This is a genomic window from Antrihabitans cavernicola, from assembly GCF_008297975.1.
Taxonomy (GTDB): domain Bacteria; phylum Actinomycetota; class Actinomycetes; order Mycobacteriales; family Mycobacteriaceae; genus Antrihabitans; species Antrihabitans cavernicola.
Genome location: NZ_VLNY01000002.1, coordinates 101073 through 119246 on the forward strand (window position 1 = coordinate 101073; position 18174 = coordinate 119246).

General features: G+C 64.3%; 18 protein-coding genes. 10 read left to right on the top strand and 8 right to left on the bottom strand.

Going from position 1 to position 18174, the window contains the following annotated elements:
• Positions 1-138 precede the first annotated feature (138 nt).
• Positions 139-1692, bottom strand: a complete 1554-nt coding sequence (metG, locus tag FOY51_RS04205) for a methionine--tRNA ligase (RefSeq protein ID WP_149428970.1) — start codon at positions 1690-1692, stop codon at positions 139-141.
• A 21-nt stretch (positions 1693-1713) separates the two neighbouring features.
• On the opposite strand from metG, the gene FOY51_RS04210 reads away from it, so the two are divergent.
• From FOY51_RS04210 to rsmA, 3 genes are all read left to right on the top strand, one after another.
• Positions 1714-2544 (top strand): TatD family hydrolase, encoded by an 831-nt coding sequence (locus FOY51_RS04210; protein WP_149428971.1) that lies wholly within the window; start codon positions 1714-1716, stop codon positions 2542-2544.
• 117 nt (positions 2545-2661) lie between these two features.
• Positions 2662-3789, top strand: coding sequence for a resuscitation-promoting factor (locus tag FOY51_RS04215; protein WP_149428972.1), 1128 nt, complete (start codon positions 2662-2664; stop codon positions 3787-3789).
• A 35-nt stretch (positions 3790-3824) separates the two neighbouring features.
• Positions 3825-4706 carry a 16S rRNA (adenine(1518)-N(6)/adenine(1519)-N(6))-dimethyltransferase RsmA gene (gene rsmA / locus FOY51_RS04220; RefSeq protein ID WP_149428973.1) on the top strand — a complete coding sequence of 294 codons (882 nt, stop codon included), beginning with the start codon at positions 3825-3827 and terminating at the stop codon, positions 4704-4706.
• Positions 4707-4745: 39 nt separating this feature from the next.
• On the opposite strand, the gene FOY51_RS04225 is transcribed toward rsmA, so the two are convergent.
• Positions 4746-5714 carry a helix-turn-helix transcriptional regulator gene (locus FOY51_RS04225; RefSeq protein WP_149428974.1) on the bottom strand — a complete coding sequence of 323 codons (969 nt, stop codon included), beginning with the start codon at positions 5712-5714 and terminating at the stop codon, positions 4746-4748.
• 62 nt (positions 5715-5776) lie between these two features.
• Between FOY51_RS04225 and FOY51_RS04230 the strand changes: the two genes are divergently transcribed.
• On the top strand, positions 5777-6751 hold the full coding sequence (locus FOY51_RS04230) for an ABC transporter ATP-binding protein (RefSeq protein WP_235916107.1): 975 nt from the start codon (positions 5777-5779) through the stop codon (positions 6749-6751).
• 41 nt (positions 6752-6792) lie between these two features.
• Positions 6793-7536, top strand: a complete 744-nt coding sequence (locus tag FOY51_RS04235; RefSeq protein ID WP_149428975.1) for an ABC transporter permease — start codon at positions 6793-6795, stop codon at positions 7534-7536.
• A gap of 5 nt (positions 7537-7541) precedes the next feature.
• Here the strand turns inward: FOY51_RS04235 and FOY51_RS04240 are convergent, their stop codons facing one another.
• Entirely contained in the window at positions 7542-8015 is a 474-nt protein-coding gene (locus FOY51_RS04240) for a hypothetical protein (protein WP_149428976.1), read from the bottom strand.
• Between the two features lie 111 nt (positions 8016-8126).
• Positions 8127-8567, bottom strand: a complete 441-nt coding sequence (locus FOY51_RS04245; protein WP_149428977.1) for a COG3650 family protein — start codon at positions 8565-8567, stop codon at positions 8127-8129.
• Positions 8568-8665: 98 nt separating this feature from the next.
• Here FOY51_RS04245 and FOY51_RS04250 point away from each other — a divergent pair, with 98 nt between their 5' ends.
• Positions 8666-9601 (top strand): 4-(cytidine 5'-diphospho)-2-C-methyl-D-erythritol kinase, encoded by a 936-nt coding sequence (locus tag FOY51_RS04250; protein WP_149428978.1) that lies wholly within the window; start codon positions 8666-8668, stop codon positions 9599-9601.
• Between the two features lie 34 nt (positions 9602-9635).
• On the top strand, positions 9636-11417 hold the full coding sequence (locus FOY51_RS04255) for an ABC-F family ATP-binding cassette domain-containing protein (RefSeq protein ID WP_149428979.1): 1782 nt from the start codon (positions 9636-9638) through the stop codon (positions 11415-11417).
• Between the two features lie 3 nt (positions 11418-11420).
• Here FOY51_RS04255 and FOY51_RS04260 read toward each other — a convergent pair whose 3' ends face one another.
• Positions 11421-11810: a hypothetical protein gene (locus FOY51_RS04260; protein WP_149428980.1), complete on the bottom strand. Its 390-nt coding sequence runs from the start codon at positions 11808-11810 to the stop codon at positions 11421-11423.
• A gap of 281 nt (positions 11811-12091) precedes the next feature.
• Between FOY51_RS04260 and FOY51_RS04265 the strand changes: the two genes are divergently transcribed.
• Positions 12092-13663: an FMN-binding glutamate synthase family protein gene (locus FOY51_RS04265; protein ID WP_149429479.1), complete on the top strand. Its 1572-nt coding sequence runs from the start codon at positions 12092-12094 to the stop codon at positions 13661-13663.
• 83 nt (positions 13664-13746) lie between these two features.
• On the opposite strand, the gene FOY51_RS04270 is transcribed toward FOY51_RS04265, so the two are convergent.
• Positions 13747-14619 carry an Abi-alpha family protein gene (locus tag FOY51_RS04270; protein WP_235916108.1) on the bottom strand — a complete coding sequence of 291 codons (873 nt, stop codon included), beginning with the start codon at positions 14617-14619 and terminating at the stop codon, positions 13747-13749.
• Position 14620: 1 nt separating this feature from the next.
• A complete protein-coding gene (locus FOY51_RS04275; protein ID WP_149428981.1) occupies positions 14621-15922 on the bottom strand; it encodes a DUF445 domain-containing protein in 1302 nt (433 codons plus the stop codon).
• 371 nt (positions 15923-16293) lie between these two features.
• On the opposite strand from FOY51_RS04275, the gene FOY51_RS04280 reads away from it, so the two are divergent.
• Positions 16294-16971, top strand: a complete 678-nt coding sequence (locus FOY51_RS04280; protein ID WP_149428982.1) for a DUF6230 family protein — start codon at positions 16294-16296, stop codon at positions 16969-16971.
• Positions 16955-17491, top strand: a complete 537-nt coding sequence (locus tag FOY51_RS27100; protein ID WP_187776174.1) for a DUF6114 domain-containing protein — start codon at positions 16955-16957, stop codon at positions 17489-17491. The genes FOY51_RS04280 and FOY51_RS27100 overlap by 17 nt, the downstream gene beginning before the upstream one ends.
• Here FOY51_RS27100 and lepB read toward each other — a convergent pair.
• Positions 17475-18086: a signal peptidase I gene (gene lepB / locus FOY51_RS04290; protein ID WP_187776175.1), complete on the bottom strand. Its 612-nt coding sequence runs from the start codon at positions 18084-18086 to the stop codon at positions 17475-17477. The genes FOY51_RS27100 and lepB overlap by 17 nt on opposite strands.
• Positions 18087-18174: the final 88 nt, after the last annotated feature.

The window sequence follows — 18174 nt, forward strand, 5'->3', positions numbered from 1 at the left end:
CGCGGGGGTCCGACAGCTCCGACGTTCTCAGATTCTCTCGGCAAGGCAAGCCGACTTCGCACACCTTCTCGGCACTCCACCCGCGATGGACCGGCTGCGCAGTGGGCAGAGCCGCTGCGAAGTGACGGCCTCCGAAACTCAGTCGACGAAGCGCGGGAAAACGGCCTGCGGTGCAGGTAGCGGCTTGCCTGCCTCGATGGGGGCGCCTAGGTTCGCGAACGACCGTTCGTCGTCGTCCTGTGCCAACAGGTCCAGGATCTTGGCGCCCGAACCCGGCATCACCGGCTGCACGAGGATGCCGACGATCCGCACGACCTCGAGGGTCACGTAGAGCACCGTCGCCATCCGATCGGGATCGGTTTTGCGTAGCACCCACGGTTCCTGCGCCGAGAAGTAGCGGTTGTTTTCGGCAAGCACCGACCAGATTGCTTCCAGCGCGAGATGTATTTGCTGTGAATCGAATTCGGCGCGGCAGCGCTCGAGCAGGCCGCCTGCCAGATCGAGGAGCGCTCGATCGTCTGCGGTGAACTCGCCCGGTGTCGGCACCGCTGCACCGCAGTTCTTCGCAACCATGGACAGCGAACGCTGTGCCAGGTTGCCGAGCTCGTTGGCGAGGTCGGCGTTGATGCGCGAGACGATCGCGTCGTGGCTGTAGCTCCCGTCCTGGCCGTACGAGATCTCGCGGAGCAGGAAGAACCGCAGCGGGTCGAGGCCGTACTGCTCCACCAACTCGAGCGGGTCGACGACGTTGCCCACAGACTTCGACATCTTCTCGCCCTTGTTGTACAGAAAGCCGTGCACGAAAACGCGTTTCGGCAATTCGACGCCTGCGGACATCAGGAACGCAGGCCAGTACACCGTGTGGAACCGGCTGATGTCCTTGCCGATGATGTGTAGGTCGGCCGGCCAGAACCGTTGGAACGCAGCGGAATCGGTGTTCGGGTAGCCGACGCCCGTAATGTAGTTGGTGAGTGCGTCGAGCCAGACGTACATCACGTGATCGGGGTCGCCGGGCACCGGGACGCCCCAGTCGAACGTGGTGCGCGAGATCGACAGGTCGCGCAGCCCGCCCTTGACGAAGCTCACGATCTCGTTGCGGCGAGTGGCGGGTTCGAGGAACTCGGGATGCTCGGCGTAGTGCGCCAGCAGCTTGTCCTGATACGCGGAGAGTCGGAAGGTGTAGTTGGCTTCCTCGGTCCATTCGACGGGAGTTGCTGTCTCCGTGGAGATTCGGCTGCCGTCGCCGCGGAGCGTGGTTTCGGCCTCGCTGTAGAAGGCTTCGTCGCGCACCGAATACCAGCCCGCGTAGGTATCGAGGTAGATGTCGCCGTTGGCCTGCATCTTCTCCCAGATCGCGGTGCTCGCGATCTGGTGATCTGGATCGGTGGTGTGGATGAAGCGGTCGAACGAGATGTCGAGCGCCTTGTCCATCGACTCGAACACGTCGGAGTTGCGAGATGCGAGCTGCTCCACCGGAATGCCCTCGACAGCCGCGGTCTGCTGCATCTTCTGGCCGTGCTCGTCTGTGCCCGTCATGAAGAACACGTCGAAGCCGTCGAGCCGCTTGAAACGAGCGATCGCGTCGGCGGAGATGTATTCGTAGGCGTGCCCGATGTGCGGGGCACCGTTGGGGTAGGCGATGGCCGTGGTGATGTAGAACGCTGGCCGATCGTCTTGGTGAGTCGCAGTCATGATCCGCTTACTCTAAACGGCGTGCCGAGAGATCTTCCTGCCCCCGACCTCCCTGAGCCGCTCGCACCGCTCGTCGATGCGCACACGCATCTCGACGCGTGTGGTGCGACGGACGCCGCGAGCGTGGCGGCCATCGTCGACCGTGCCGAATCCGTTGGTGTGGGACGCGTCGTCACCGTCGCCGACGATCTCGATGCGGCACGATTCGCCGTCGATGCCGCGCACTGGGATCCGCGGGTCTGGGCAGCGACTGCGATTCACCCGACGCGGGCGAACGTTCTCGACGACGCGACCAAGGCCGAGATCGAACGACTGAGCGCGGACCCGAGGGTGGTGGCCGTCGGAGAAACCGGACTCGACTACTGCTGGCCGGGCAAGCTCGACGGCTGCGCGACCGTCGACGAGCAAGTCGAGGGCTTTCGCTGGCATATCGATCTGGCCAAACGGCTGCGCAAACCGCTGATGATCCACAACCGCGAGGCCGACCACGACCTGCTCGCGGTTCTGCTCGACGAAGGCGCACCGGAGACCGTGATCTTCCACTGCTTCTCGTCCGACGCGACCATGGCGATCGCCTGCGTCGAGGCCGGTTACGTCTTGAGCTTGTCCGGGACCGTGAGTTTCCGCAACGCGCGCGAGCTGCACGAGGCCGCCACCCTGATCCCCGCGGACCAGCTCCTTGTCGAGACCGACGCGCCGTTCTTGACCCCCCATCCGTTCCGTGGAGCGCCGAACGAGCCTTATTGCCTTCCGTACACGGTGCGTGCGTTGGCGCAGCTGCGGGGCGTCGATCCGGCGGAACTGGCGGCCGCAGTCACCGCCACGGCGGAGCGGGTGTACCGACTGCGCTGATCGATCGCGGTTCGTTACGGCCGGCAAACCCCGCGATGCGGGACTGTTACGTGGATATTCACAGGTCAGGGCGCTGCGGTTGCCATTGCACGCAAGTCTCGTTACCGTACTGTGATCATGCAGGCCATTGCCCGGATCAACAACGCGAAATCGCCGATGCTCTACGCCATCGTGGCGGCACTTCTCGCCACCCTGATCGTCGGCGGCGCGATGGCAGTTGCTCGGCACAAAACCATCACCGTCGACGTGGACGGGCAGAAGACTTCGCTGTCCACCATGACCGGGAACGTTCAGGGCGCGATCGAGGACGCCGGCTACTCCGTCAAGGAACGCGACGTGGTCGCGCCTGCGCTCGACGCCGCGATCGCCGACGGTGACACCGTCACCCTGCGCCGCGCTCGCGAGGTGAACCTCAGCGTCGACGGCCAGTCGAAGCAGGTCTGGACGACGGCACTCACCGTGGACGAGGCGCTCGCGCAGTGGCAGCTCGCGAGCGACGTCCACGTCAACGAGCCCCGCACCGAGCGTCTCCCGCTCGACGGCACCGCACTCCAGGTTCTGACCCCCCGCGATGTCTCGCTCGCCGATGGCGGCACCGACCCGACCGACACCCGCATCGCCGCGCCGACGGTCGGCGACCTGCTCGCCGCCAAGGGTGTGCCGCTGGTGCAGGCCGACTCGGTCGTCCCGCCTGCGAACACTCCGGTCACCGAAGGCCTGCAGATCGTCGTGACCCGTAACCGCACCGAAAACCGCGTCGAGACGGTCCCGGTCCCCGCACCGGAGAACGTGGTCCAGGACCCGACGATGAAGATGAGCCAGCGCGTCGACGAGAACCCCGGCGTTCCCGGCGTGCAGGACGTCACCTTCGCCGTGAATCTGGTCAACGGCAAAGAGGTCGGGCGCAAGCAGATTTCAGCGGTCGTGAAGACCCCGCCGCAGCCCAAGACCGTACGCGTCGGCACCATGCCCGGCACCGACGTTCCCCCGGTTCAGAACGGCGCCATCTGGGACGCCCTCGCGCAGTGCGAGTCCACCGGTAACTGGCACATCAACACCGGCAACGGCTTCTTCGGCGGGATCCAGTTCGATCAGAACACCTGGGAGCGTCAGGGCGGACTGAAGTACGCGCCCCGCGCCGACCTGGCAAGCCGTGAAGAGCAGATCGCGATCGCATCGATCACGCAGGAGCGTCAGGGCTGGGGAGCATGGCCTGCATGCACGGCCAAGCTCGGCATGCGCTGACGGTTCCCGCCACGGCACGCGTGTAGGTTTGCGCCGTGTCAGCTGCCGACGTAACGCCACGGGGTAAAGCCGCGCTGCTCGGTCCGGCCGAAGTGCGCGGGCTCGCCGCCAATCTGGGAATCAGGCCGACCAAACAGCTGGGCCAGAACTTCGTTCACGACGCCAACACCGTGCGACGGATCGTGTCCGCGGCAGGCGTGAGCGCCGACGACGTGGTTGTCGAGGTGGGCCCGGGGCTCGGATCGCTCACTCTCGCACTGCTCGATGTGGTGGATCGCGTGATCGCCGTCGAGATCGATCCGGTTCTCGCGCAGCACCTTCCGGCGACGGTGGAGCAGCGGGCACCTGAGTTGTCCGATCGGCTGACGGTGGTCGAAACCGATGCCATGCGGGTGCAATCGGTCGATCTGCCTGCGGCTCCCACCGCGCTGGTCGCGAACCTGCCCTACAACGTCGCGGTACCGGTGCTGCTGAACATGCTTGCCGAGTTCCCCACCATCCGAACGGCTTTGGTCATGGTGCAGGCCGAGGTCGCCGAGCGATTGGCCGCGCCGCCGGGCGGTCGAATCTACGGCGTGCCGAGCGTGAAGGCGCGCTTCTTCGGAACCGTTCGCCGGGCCGGGTCGGTAGGCCGGTCGGTGTTCTGGCCGGTTCCGCAGGTGGAATCGGGCCTGGTGCGTATCGACCGCTATGCCGAATCGCCGTGGCCGACCGACGAGGCGAGTCGTAGGCGGGTGTTCGCGGTGGTGGATGCGGCGTTCGCCCAGCGCCGCAAGACCTTACGCGCTGCACTCGCAGGCTGGGCGGGCTCGCCGGTCGAGGCGGAACGCAGGCTGGTCGCAGCCGGTATCGACCCTTCGGCACGTGGTGAAACCCTCGATGCAGCGGCGTTTGTGCAGCTCGCTGCAGGTGAGTGAAAAAGTGGTCCAGGGACCAAGGAAGCGCTCACCTGGCGGCTACGCACGCTGGTAGCGGTCCAGCAACTGCGCATGGCGCTGCGCGACCTTTCGGCATTCGTCGCGCAATTCGGGCGGGTCGAGGACGGTGAAGTCGACATCGAAGGCGGACAACCACTTCGCGATCGAATAGAGCGAATCGGCGCGGATCACGATGGCACAGTTGCCGTCGTCGGTCGCCTCCAGTGTTCCCCAATCCTCGTGCACTCCAGGCGCGATCTGATCGAACGGTGCGTGCAGCGCCACCTTGGCCCGTGCGCTGGTGGTCGCCCGATTGATGCCGCGTTCGACGAATTCCGCTGCGCCGCCCGGTGGTAACGAGCGCGGTTGGAATCGCGGGCCGGTGGGAATCTTCGGGGTCATCCGATCGACGCGGAACGACCGCCAGTCGTCGCGGCCGAGATCCCAGGCGACCAGGTACCAGCGCGCGCCTGCTCGCACGACGCGGTAGGGCTCTACCTCACGGCGACTTTCCGCACCACCGTGCGCGCGATAGTCGAAGCGAAGCCGCTCGCGTACGTGGCACACCGACGCGATCGTCGCCAGCACCTTCGCCTCGACCGCGGACTTCGCCTGCGGGCGCGCGACAACGTCGACCGTCAGCGCATCGAGGCGATGCTGTAATCGCGACGGCATCACCTGACGCAACTTGGTCAGGGCGCGCAACGACGGTTCACCGATACCGACGACCGGACCGGTCGCGCCGGATTGCAGGCCGAATGCGACCGCCAGCGCTTCCTCGTCGTCGAGCAGTAGGGGCGGCATCTCGGCGCCCGCACCCAGTTGATACCCGCCGCCGACCCCCACGCTGGCGTTGACCGGATAGCCCAGCTCGCGAAGTCGATCGATGTCACGTCGCACCGTGCGCGGCGTGATCTCCAAACGGTCGGCCAGTTCGGCACCGGACCACTCCCGCCGCGTCTGCAGCAGCGAAAGCAACCGAAGTAGTCGTGCTGATGTTTCCCACATGCCAGAAGAATGCCAGTGATTGCGGACCGCTTCTGTCCTAATTCACTTTTAGCGTTTGGGTCATGACTCAGCACATGATCCACACCCAAGGACTGACCAAGCATTTCAAGACGGTCGAAGCCGTGCGCGGCATCGACATCGACGTGAGCGACGGCGAGCTGGTCGCCTTGCTCGGACCCAACGGGGCGGGCAAGTCGACCACGTTGCGAATGCTCACCACCTTGCTGGAACCGACGTCGGGCACCGCGACCGTCGCGGGCTTCAGCGTGACCGACCAGCGCGACGACGTCCGCCGCCACATCGGCTACGTGGGGCAGGGCAGCGGGGCGGGCAACAACCAGCGCGTGCGCGACGAACTGATCACCCAGGGGCGTTGCTACAGCTTGTCGGCGCAGGCCAGCAGGCAGCGGGCCGACGAATTGGTGGATGCACTCGACCTGGGTGAGTTCGCCGGACGATCCGTCAGCACGCTCTCCGGTGGCCAGCGCAGGCGGCTCGACATCGCTCTGGGGCTGGTGCACCGCCCGCCGCTGCTGTTTCTCGACGAGCCGACCACCGGTATGGATCCGCAGAGTCGGGCGAATCTGTGGGAGCACATTCTGCGGCTCCGCACGGAAACGGGAACGACGATCGTCCTCACGACGCACTACCTCGAAGAGGCCGATTCGATGGCCGAACGGGTGATCGTCGTCGACAGGGGTGTGGTGATCGCCGACGACACCGCGGCATCGCTGAAGAACGACCTCGCGAGCGACCTCGTGGTTGTCGCCACGGCGGATCGCGCTGCGGCGCAACGCATCGCAACGACGGCCGAGCGTATCGATCAGGTATGTGACGTCACCGTCGCCGGATCGCGGGTGCAGATCCGCTCACGCGCCGGCTCGGCGGTCATCGCAGAGTTGCTTCGCAACGACACCGGTGCAGGGGTGCTCGGCGTCGACCTGTCGAGGCCCACACTCGACGACGTCTTTCTCGGCCTCACCGGTCGCAGCCTGCGCGAATCACACAGCGCACCCGAAACCGCCAGTGTTGCTTGATCTCCCGACTTCCTGACCTCCAGACCCCGAAAGGCAAGACAATGAATTCTCTTCTGCGCGACAGCGTCATCGTCATGAATCGCGAGCTGCGCCCCGCCGCACGCGACCCGTTCACCGTTGCATTCAGCCTCACCCAGCCACTGATTCTGCTGGCGCTCTTCGGTCCGTTGCTGCACGGTGTGCCCGGTATGGGGGAGCAGGTGTGGAACTGGTTCGTACCAGGCGTTTTGGCGATGATCGCAATCTTCGGCACGTCGATGGTCGGGTCGAACTTGCTTCAGGAGATGCAGCAGGGTTCCCACGAGCGAATGTTGGTGACGCCGCTCCATCGCTCCGCCCTGCTGATCGGTCGGGCCTGGAAGGAAATGATTCCCCTTGCGGCACAAGCGGTTGTGATCATCGTCGTCGCGCTGCCGCTCGGGTTGGATCTGAATCCGATCGGTGCCGCTGTTGGCATCGTGATCCTCGGAGTCTTCGGGATCGGCCTCGGCGCGCTCTCCTACGCATTGGCTCTTGCTGTACGACAGCAGGATTGGGTGTTCTGGACAGTGCAGCAGACACTGATGTTCCCGATGTTGATCCTGTCCGGAACCATGCTGCCCCTCGACAACGCACCCGGATGGATGCGCGCGCTCGCCGCGATCAACCCGTTGCGCCATGTGGTCGACACCGAACGCGCATTGTTCGTCGGCAACTTCGCGGCCGGCCAGTTGGCGACCGGTGCCGTCGCCGCCGGGATCGTCGCGGTCGCCGGACTCGGCGTCGGAATCAAGGCCCTGCGGTGAGCATGCTATCCCGCAGGCTTGGGAGCGGGGGCGGCAGGCGCGGCGGGTACGTCGGCGAAGTCGAATCCCGGTATCAGGAAACACGTCTGGCCGGCCGAATTCGTGTACGACCCGCTGACCACGCTCAGGACCCGACCGGCACCGGTGTTACCGAGTGCCTGCGGCACGGTGCCGGTGAGGAAGGGGGCGGGCGTCAGCGGCGCACTGCCGAGCGCGAACGTGTTCAAGTTGAGCCAGTTGACGTTTGCGCCTGCCCCGCCTTTGTCCTCGCCGATCGCGTAGAACTGCTGTCCGGCGGGCACGGTGGCCGATTCGGCGTTGGTCACGGCGACGACGCCGCCCATGCCGTTTGCGCAGCCGAGCGGGGCGGGTTGGTTGTCGAAGGGCACGGCGGCCGCGACGGCAGGAACTAGCATCGCCGCCCCGCAGGCGAGGGTGAGTACCGCGCCACAACGGCGAACTGTTCGACGAGTCGACATGTCTGCATCCTTTTCGACGAGCGTGCAAGGGGTCCCCGACGGTATTCGAGACTGCGGGACGCGCGGATGCTCTTGTACCAAGTTGTTGCGATCTCGAGATCCTGGAACGAGCTACTGAGTGCCGGATCTGGCGCAGCCGTCGAGCTTGGTGTCGCCATACGTGAATTTCGCGGTGAACTCGAAGTCTTTGCCGGACATCGAATCGCTGCACGGTGCGTCGGTCAGCACCAGGGCGAACGCCGCGCCGGTGTCGTTGCCGCTGAAGGTGACGACGCCGTTCTCGGCGGTGCGGGTCGACTGCAGCTTTTTGCCCGGCATCGACTCCGGTGTGGAATACAGCAGCGTCGTCCCGTCGACAGTGACGCTCCAGAAGGGCTCGTTTCCGGACGCCGAGTATGCGGCCACCGGTGCGTCGGTACCCGCAGGCGCCGGTACCGGTGCCGTGGTGGCTGGTGTCGCGGCCGGTTCGCTCGCGTCGTCGCTGCATGACACGAGGGCACATGCGGCAACGACAGCAACTATCAGCGGGGCGATTCGACCGATATGTGGCATGCGCCGATCGTAAGGTCCGCGGCCCCGGATCTGGCGCATTTCGCGTAGTCAGAGCCACCGAAAGCGCACCCGAACCCGGTGACCATTAGTCTTGGACAGTGCTTTCCGTCGTTCCACGCGCGATCTCGGTCCGGGCACCGTCCAAGGTCAACCTGCATCTTGCGGTAGGCGACCTGCGTCCGGACGGGTATCACGAACTCACCACGGTCTTTCAGGCGTTGTCGCTGAGTGATCAGGTGGATCTGGTGCCCGCGCCGGCGCTGACCGTGCGTGTTCGCGGCGAGGGGGCGCGTGACGTGCCCACCGACCGTCGCAACCTGGTGTGGAAGGCGGCGACGCGGCTCGCGCACCGGGCGGGCCGTGAGCCGCTGGTGGAGATCTCCATCGACAAGGGCATTCCCGTCGCAGGCGGAATGGCAGGCGGCAGCGCCGACGCCGCGGCGGCCCTGCTCGGGTTGAATGCGCTGTGGCAGCTTGATCTGAGCCGCGACGAGCTGGCCGAGTTCGCTCTGGAACTCGGCAGCGATGTCCCGTTCGCGATGCACGGTGGAACAGCCCTGGGCACAGGTCGCGGCGAAAAGCTCCTGCCGGTGTTGGCCCGCGACACGTTCCACTGGGTGTTGGCGTTCGGAAAGGGCGGATTGTCGACGCCCGACGTGTTCCGTGAACTCGACCGGCTACGCGGTCAGGGGCAGCCGCCGAAGCTCGGCGATCCAGAGAAACTGATGCACGCCCTCGCCGCGGGTGATCCTGCACAGCTGGCACCGCTGCTCGGCAACGACCTGCAGGCCGCCGCCATCTCGCTGAAGCCGGAGCTGCGCCGGACGCTCCGCGCCGGGATCACGGCGGGAGCTTTGGCGGGGATCGTCTCGGGCTCCGGTCCGACCTGTGCGTTTCTCTGTGCGGATGCCGATGCGGCCGTCGAGGTCAGCACCGAGCTGTCCGGTGCAGGGGTGTGCCGCAGCGTTCGCGTTGCGTACGGACCGGTGTCCGGCGCTCGTGTCATCGATATCGAACCGATCGTGAAGCATTGATTACAGAAGGCTTCGATGTGCAGAAAGTAGTGATTTGACCAACCTGATCAACCTCGAACAGGTCAGCAAGTCGTTCGGCGTCAACCCGCTGCTCGAATCGATCTCGATGGGTGTGCACGAAGGGGAGCGCATCGGCGTAGTCGGTCTCAACGGCGGCGGTAAGACGACGCTGCTCGAGGTGCTGGCCGGGATCGAACCACCCGACTCCGGCCGAGTGAGCCGGGTCGGCGGATTGCGCATGGCGGTTGTCACCCAGCGCGGTGTCCTACCGCCGGGCTCGACCATCGCCGACGTCGTCATTGCTCCGCTCGGTTCCGCCGAGCACGAATGGGCAGGTGACGTTCGAATACGAAACATCCTGTCCGGCATCGGAATCGACGGCTTGGGGTTCGACACCGAGGTGGACAACCTTTCCGGTGGCGAACGCAGGCGAGTGGCGCTCGCCGCCGCTCTGGTCCAGGATCTGGATCTGCTGGTCCTCGACGAGCCGACCAACCACCTCGATGTCGAAGGCGTCCAGTGGCTCGCCGAGCATCTGCTGACTCGTCGCACCGCGTTGGTGGTCGTCACGCACGATCGGTGGTTCCTCGACACCGTCGCGACTCGGACCTGGGAGGTGGTCGGCGGCAACGTCGAAACCTACGAAGGCGGATACGCGGACTGGATCTTCGCTCGTGCCGAACGCGCCAGGCAGGCCGACGCGTCCGAGGCGCGTCGGCAGAACCTGGCGCGCAAGGAATTGGCGTGGCTGCGTCGCGGCCCGCCGGCGCGAACGTCCAAGCCGCGCTACCGAATCGAAGCCGCCGAGACGTTGATCGCCGACGTCCCGCCACCGCGTAACAGCATCGCGCTCGCCGCCTTTGCGCGTCGCAGGCTGGGCCGCGTCGTCATCGAACTCGAGGACACTCGGCTGGAGTCGCCGGACGGCCGCGAGCTCGTCCGCGATCTCACCTGGCGATTGGCGCCGGGGGAGCGGGTCGGGCTTGTCGGGGTCAACGGATCGGGCAAGACGACGCTGCTGCGTGCCCTCGCGGGCGACGCCACCCTGGCAGCGGGTAAGCGGATCGAGGGACAGACCGTCAAGATCGGTTGGCTGCGACAGGAACTCGACGACCTGCCGATCGACATGCGTGTCCTGGAGGCCGTTCAGGATGTCGCTGAACGAATGACGCTGGGCGACAAGGAGATTTCGGCCGGGCAACTTGCCGAACGGCTCGGCTTCACACCGGCGCGGCAGCGCACCCCGGTCCGCGATCTGTCCGGTGGCGAGCGTCGCAGGTTGCAGCTCACTCGCATCCTGATGGCGGAACCGAACGTCCTGCTGCTCGACGAGCCGACCAACGACCTCGACATCGATACCCTCCAGCAATTGGAAGATCTGCTCGACGGGTGGGCCGGCACGATGGTGGTGATCAGTCACGATCGCTATCTGATCGAGCGCGTGTGTGATTCGACGTGGGCGCTGTTCGGCGACGGCAAGCTGACCAACCTGCCCGGCGGGATCGAGGAGTATCTCCGCCGCAGGCACGCGTTGGCGAGCGCTGAGGCGACCTCGGGCGCAAAGAACAGCGCGACCGCAGCTACGCCGGTGCAGCGTGATGCCGCCGCGGACAGGGCAGCTCGCAAAGAGTTGCAGCGGGTAGAGCGCACGGTGGCCAAGCTCGACGACCGGGAGCGTGCGCTTCATGCTGCGCTGGCCGACGCGTCCACCGAGCCGGACAAGTTGATCGCGCTCGGATCGGAGCTGAAGCAGGTGCTTGCCGACAAGGAAACCGCGGAGGAGCGGTGGCTCGAACTGGCAGCCGATCAGGAGTAGCTCTCAGCTGATGAGGCGGATGGGTATCGACTCGTAGCGGGGCGTGTGAGGCGTAACGGCCTCCTGCGGTGCGGTCTCCGCCGCAGCGGCAGCCGTCGGCTCCGCAGCCGTTGCTTCGACGTCGTCCGGCTTCTTCGGGTCGTCCGGCTTCTTCGGGTCGATGATGTCCTGAAGCTGGAAGACCAGCGCGGAGAACTTGCTGGCCAGCTGCAACATCAGCTCAGGCTTCTCGCCGCGCACCATCGCGAGCAGCAGGCACAGCGGACATCTGTCGCAGCTCTCGGTGGACGACGAGTTCTCGGTCACCAGTCGCAGGATCGGTTCGAACTTCTCGGCCATGGCTTCACCCAGTTGCCGCAGTTCGTCGACGGCGTCGGCGTGATCGTCGCTCATCGTGGTACCTCATGCTTCGACACCGATGTCGATTTGTGCCCGGAATCGCGTAGTTCGGTGTTGCTCGCGACCCTCCTGGATGGCGTTGTCGTTCGAGCATAGGGACGGCGTCCCCACTCCGTAGCAATTCGCCGGTAACCCCGGAAAATAGTTGCCTGTCCAGCACGTTGTCTGTAACTCGGACCAGTTCATTCGTCGTTACTCGACAATTCACGGCGGCCCACCCGCGCGCTCATCCGATCGGCCCTTACCAGCGTCGAAGGTGGTGTTAAATGTGGCCGATGAAGTGGAAGTACGCCCTCCCCGCTGTCCCCGCTGCCGGCATCGCCGGCCTGGCTGCCTACGACCTGACGCAGAAGCATCATGCGTTGTTGCGCAACTTTCCGGTTCTCGGCCACATGCGCTACATCTTGGAGACCATCGGGCCCGAACTTCGCCAATACATCATCACCGGCAACGACGAGGAGCGTCCGTTCAGCCGCAACCAACGGCGGTGGATCTACGCGTCGTCGAAGCTGCAGAACAACTACTTCGGATTCGGCACCGACAACAACACCGAATACACCGACGGCTATCCGATCATCAAGCATCGGACGTTCTCGGATGTCGCACCGGCGACGGCATCGCACGCCGGTGAGGGTGCAGCGATTCCGTCCGCGAAGGTGATCGGCGAGCATCGCAAGCGCACCAAGGCATTCCGGCCCACCTCGGTTGTCAACATCTCCGCCATGAGCTACGGATCACTCTCCGGTGCGGCGATCGAAGCTCTCAATCGTGGTGCGGCAGAGGCGGGTTGCATGCACAACACGGGTGAGGGCGGTCTGTCGCCGCATCACCGCAAGGGTGCAGACCTGATCCTGCAGATCGGGACGTCGTACTTCGGTTGTCGTGACAAGGCGGGCCGCTTCGACCTCGAGAAGCTCAAGGACGTCGTCGCGTCTGCTCCTGTGAAGGCCCTCGAGATCAAGCTGAGTCAGGGTGCGAAGCCGGGACTCGGTGGACTGCTTCCCGCGGCGAAGGTCACGCCGGAGATCGCGGCGATCAGAGGAATCGAGCCGGGAGTCGACTGCGCAAGTCCGTCGCGACACGCAGAGTTCCACGGGGTCGACAGCATGCTGGACTGGGTGGAGTTGCTTGCCGCGGAAACTGGCGTCCCCGTCGGAATCAAATCCGCGGTCGGCAATCTCGATTTCTGGGAACAGCTTGTCGCACAGATGTCTACGACACAGCGCGGCGTCGACTTCATCACCGTCGACGGCGGCGAAGGCGGGACGGGTGCGGCGCCGCTGATTTTCAGTGAGTCGGTCTCGCTGCCCTTCCGTGTCGGTTTCACTCGGGCGTACTCGATCTTCGCCAGGGCAGGTATCGCCGAGCAGGTCACCTTCATCGGATCGGGCAAACTGGGCCTTCCCGCCAATGCGGTCGTTGCGTTCGCGCTCGGCTGCGACCTGGTAAATGTCGCCCGTGAAGCGATGATGTCGATCGGCTGCATCCAAGCGCAGAAGTGCCATACCGACAAATGCCCGACGGGTATCGCCACTCAGGACGAGTGGCTCGCCCACGGGCTGGATCCGTCGATCAAGTCGGAGCGCGCGGCCAACTACGTCAGGACGTTGCGCCGCGATCTACTGAAAGTGTCGGAGGCGTGCGGAGTTTCGCATCCAGGACTGATCACAGCAGATGACCTGGATCTGCTGAACGGGCAGGAGTCTGCAGCTCTACTGCGCGACGTGTACAAGTACGAGCCGGGTTGGGGGCAGCCGTCGGCGGCCGATCGCGAAGAGATCACCCGTCTGATGTGCGGGGCGCCGAAGGGCGGGTCGGTTGCACCGTCGGTGACGGCGACAGTCTAGGGATTCGTCGAAAGCGCACTTATCGTCGCGAACGTCGAGCGAGAACACGCGACGATAAGTGCGCACTCGCGGGCTCGGTTCGACTACCTGCCGCTGTACTTCTCGCCGACAGGAAGGCAGGCGGCGACGAAGTCTTCGCCGAACGTCGTCAACTGAATGCTGCGCTGAATGGCCTTGGCTGCGAAGCCGGCTCGCTTGGTTACCTCGGCCATCCGCGGCTGGGCCTCGACAAGCTGGTAGCGCGTCGGGTTGCTGACGGTCTCTTTCGAGAACTCGACCATCCCCAACCGATTGAGGTTGGTGAGGTAGGGGTGAATGCGATCCGGATAGGTGAGGCCGGCGTGCTCGCCGATCATGTTCAGGCCGCCCTCCACCAGTTCGGAACCGATTCCCAACGGGCGTCCGGTGCGAATGTCGATCGACGGCTGCGGGCCGTCCAGGTAGAGGAAGCGGAGAATTCGAGCTTCGTCGGGGGCGATCTCGGACAAGATTCGCGAGTAGGCGGGATGGCCGTCCTCGGATACGTTGACGTCCGCGGATCGGCGAAGCAGGGCTGCTCCGCGAGCTTTGAGATCGTGTTCCGGGGTGTCGCGCACCGAATACGACTGTGCGGACACGACATGCCCCGATCCGCTGCTGCCGCCGCCGCCGCCCAGACCCAGAATGCTCCGAATCTCGGCGAAGACATCCTGCGAGATGTCGGCGACGATTGCTTGCGGCGCATCGCCGTCGAGCGTGCGCCGAACGACCACCGAACTGGTCTCGGTCGTCTTCCTGAATCCCCAGGTCGCAATGTTCGTGAAGGACGTGATGGCCACCCGTGCCAACCCGGGAGTGGCACGGACAACGTCCATGCCGCTGTTCTTGATGCGGGCCTGCGCGTCGCCGAAGCTCACCGGCGAAGACGAACCCGGAATCACGATCTCCGTCGAGTGTTCCTTTGCGGAATCTGTCATGTCATACCCCAAAGATGAAGATGTGTAGGAACCCGGCGAACAATCCCAGCACACCACCGTGAACGAACAGCAACCACTCGTCCTGCTTGATCGCCGACCGCAGCATCTGGACGAAATCATCCGGTCCCATCGCCGCCATCTGCTTGGCGATGAACTTGTAGACCTTCTCGCTCTGCTGGACGTTGAATTCTTCGTCGGCGAAGGCTATCGGCGCGAACGCCGTGGCTTCGGTAGCGAGCGACGCCTTGATGTGGTCGTATTCGCGGGTGCCCATGGCAACTCTGACCATGGTCTTCGCGGGCCCCAGTGCCCTGTCCGTCGCGGGGCGAATGGTCTCCTCCAGCATTTGATGAGTGCGGTCCGACCGCGGACCCGTCATCAATTCCTCGCCGACGTTGCTGATCGTGACCACCTTGGACGCAACCATTTTCGCGTACAACTCGGTGATCTCGGGCTGCCGCTTCAGCAACAATCCCTGCCGCCAGGGGCAGTACCACTTGGGGAACACGGGCTCGAAGATGAGCGAGATGCCGATGTAGTTGACTACCCAGCCGATGATGATGCCGCCTATCGGCAGCACCAACCACGCCGTCCAATGGGTGAAATGCAGAACTGCCACCAGCAGAAATCCGCAGGGGAAGCCGAAGTAGAAGCCGAAGTTCTGCATGAAACGCAATTCCTTGCGACCCATGATGAGGAACAGCTCGTTGAGCAATTCCGGGTTGGCGGAGAAGTACTTGATCACCATCAGCTTGATGTCGAGCAATTGATCGATGTTCTCACCGATCTGGTCCGTGATATCGGCGACGATGGCGGGTAGCTGCTGCCGCACACGTGCGTGCACCGCCTCCTTCACCGGCCCCGGCAGGTTGTGCCAGAGCTGCGGATTCTCGCGCTCGATGATTTCCTCGACGATGCCGCGGATCTGGCCCTGAGCGACCTTGGTCAATTGCTCGGCGATCGCCTCCGGTTGCAACTCGCGATAGAAGTCCCGAACACTGCCGAGCTTCGCCAATCCCTTGTCGACGGCGATGCTGGCCATTTTGTCCGCGCGCGACGGCACGATGCCTTGCCAACCGAGTCGGCCGTCGTAGCGGATGAGCGGCAGGACCTGAACTTTCTTGGGCAGGAAGGGAAACAGCGTTTTCAACCCGAGCAACCTGAAGCCATGAAATTGCAAGGGCTTGAACAGCATCAAGATGCCGGTCCAATTCGTGATGTACCCGATGATTCCGGTGAACAACGGAACCGTGATCAGTTCCAGAAGGAGAGTGTTCTCGACCCCGAACAGAACCTGGAGCACGTTATTTCCCTTCGCCTTGCGCCGACCGGAAGCGTTCGGGTCGCCTCCGCCGTCGTCGAAATTCTGCAGATGGTGCTCTACGCATGATGCTGACCCGCTCGCTCTCCAACCGAGCCGCGGCGTCTTCTGCCCCGCGGCGTGCTCAAATTAGCATCGTGGCGTGGGCACCAGCCTGCTATCGCCCAAAGTCGGACATTGTCAACGAGTGTCGCAGGGCGAGGCGACCCGATCGGTGTTCGATACTTGGTATCGAGCGAATTTCATTTGAAATCCGGGTGTTTCGCATCCTCGATTTCTGGCGTTCGGCCTCTTGGGTAGCCTGCTGGCCGGTAGGTTGACCGCAGTCGAATCGAATGAGGATGGGTACAGTCATGGCCGTTGCAACCCGGGGCGGAACCCGATGGCGGCGGACTGGGATGTTGTTCTTGCCTGCGCTCCTCGTGGTCGGTTTGCTCGCCGTGGGATCGCTTTTCGGCGTCCTGCCGCTGCGGCTCTCCGTTGTCGGTCAAGACTTCAAAATTAGTTCGAATGGTTCTGCTATAAAAACCCCTGCCGGTTTGGCGTTCTACCCCTCGCAGATTTCGATGAAGGACGGTACGGACAAGGCGATCCTGCTGGCCGGTTTGCCCGAAGCGCAGTTGCCGAAAGGTATGTGCATTTCGCTTGTGTTGACTTTCCCCGTCGTCGGTTCGAACACCATTCGTCTGAAAACCACCGGTAACACGGTTGCCAAGGAGATGACGTTGTCAGCGACGGCTCTCGAGGCGAATGACGCAACGCTGATACCGTCCACGAAAGACGGAAAGCCGCTGGCACCCGACGGCAGCAATATCGCGTATCCAGTCTCCATCGGCAAGAACGCGGCGGACTTGAACGGCCTACCGAAGGGACCGGAAGGAACTTTCGGCGTCGACGCTCCAGGTTCGGGTCAGATGAGCAACCTGCAGGCTTCGGCTCAAGGCGCAGTCATCTCGGGTACCGCAGCGCTCAACGGTCTCGGAGTCAAACTTGGGCATGGTCGGGGGGTGGATCATGGGGAGTGCTTCTGACGGGGAGTCGACCAGCAGCGGTATCGGCCAATTCGCGCAAGGCAAAGGTCTGCGTGCAAGATTCAGACGATTTCGCTGGTCGCGCCCCTTTTGGGGCGGCCTTTTCGTCATATTCGGGGGACTGGTTATCGGCTGGCTGCCACTCGGTCCGATCACGACGATCATTCACACCGGGGTCGGCGGGTGGGCTGGATTCGCCTGTGCGGCCCTGCTGATAGCCATGGGATTGTTCATTCTGCTTGCTCCGTCACAACGAGTGCTCGCGTCGATAGTCGCCGTTGTCGTCGCGCTTGCTTCGTTTCCCTTGTCGAATCTGGGGGGCTTCGTCGTCGGCATGATGGCGGGAGTCATCGGCGGAAGTCTGGCGTTCGGATGGACGCCCGACAAACCGATGTCGGCACGAACCAAGCGACGTCTGACCAAGGGCACGCCGCCGCCCGTCCCACAACGCCCCGCCGAAGTGCCGGAAGTCGACGAGGATCCGAACTTGGATCGCGGTTCGTTCACGGAGCGGGTCTGAGCATGACAGGACCGTCGATCTTGCCGATCGCACCGAGCGGATACACCCGCCAGGTCACTCGTCCGCGCACCAGCGACACCGGCGTCCAGCCTTCGGCCCGTGAGTCCTCCGATTGGCCGAGGTGGTCACCGAGTAGAAACAGCATTCCGGGGGGAACGGTCTGCTCGGTGGCGGTACTCGATTTCTTACCCTCGGCGGTACAGCAATTCTCGCCGAACCTGGCCCACTGGCCGGCCCATGCGGGGTTGTCGACGACCTGCCACGGCCCGGTGCCGTTCGGCTGCACCCGAACCACTCCCGGTGCGGTACCGACTTTTCGTATCGACACGCGGTCGCCGGGCAAGCCGATCACACGTTTGATCACCTCGGGCCCACCGGCGTCGAATCGCGTCACGACCAACTCGAATCGGGTCGCCACGCTGCCGCTGAACGGATCGACGACAACCCGCTCGCTTGGCTGCAAGGTCGGCTGCATGCTGGTTCCGTGTACCGGTACCGACAACACGGCGATGGCGGCGCCTGCGATACAGACGAGCACCAGCACCGCCGCTGCAACGGTCAGTGCGGGGCGACGCCACGCTGTGAGCGCGTGCACTCGAACTCCATTCCCGCCGATCCGTGAACGTGCTCGGCTTGCGCAAGTCATACTCGCACCGCGCTCCGCAAACACATCGGGCGAGTTC

Coding starts and splice junctions, on each gene's coding strand:
- FOY51_RS04225 (WP_149428974.1), bottom strand. CDS start 5,714: ATGTGGGAAACATCAGCACGACTACTTCGGTTGCTTTCGCTGCTGCAG.
- metG (WP_149428970.1), bottom strand. CDS start 1,692: ATGACTGCGACTCACCAAGACGATCGGCCAGCGTTCTACATCACCACG.
- FOY51_RS04230 (WP_235916107.1), top strand. CDS start 5,777: ATGACTCAGCACATGATCCACACCCAAGGACTGACCAAGCATTTCAAG.
- FOY51_RS04235 (WP_149428975.1), top strand. CDS start 6,793: ATGAATTCTCTTCTGCGCGACAGCGTCATCGTCATGAATCGCGAGCTG.
- FOY51_RS04270 (WP_235916108.1), bottom strand. CDS start 14,619: ATGACAGATTCCGCAAAGGAACACTCGACGGAGATCGTGATTCCGGGT.
- FOY51_RS04265 (WP_149429479.1), top strand. CDS start 12,092: ATGAAGTGGAAGTACGCCCTCCCCGCTGTCCCCGCTGCCGGCATCGCC.
- FOY51_RS04260 (WP_149428980.1), bottom strand. CDS start 11,810: ATGAGCGACGATCACGCCGACGCCGTCGACGAACTGCGGCAACTGGGT.
- FOY51_RS04245 (WP_149428977.1), bottom strand. CDS start 8,567: ATGCCACATATCGGTCGAATCGCCCCGCTGATAGTTGCTGTCGTTGCC.
- FOY51_RS27100 (WP_187776174.1), top strand. CDS start 16,955: ATGGGGAGTGCTTCTGACGGGGAGTCGACCAGCAGCGGTATCGGCCAA.
- FOY51_RS04280 (WP_149428982.1), top strand. CDS start 16,294: ATGGCCGTTGCAACCCGGGGCGGAACCCGATGGCGGCGGACTGGGATG.
- FOY51_RS04240 (WP_149428976.1), bottom strand. CDS start 8,015: ATGTCGACTCGTCGAACAGTTCGCCGTTGTGGCGCGGTACTCACCCTC.
- FOY51_RS04215 (WP_149428972.1), top strand. CDS start 2,662: ATGCAGGCCATTGCCCGGATCAACAACGCGAAATCGCCGATGCTCTAC.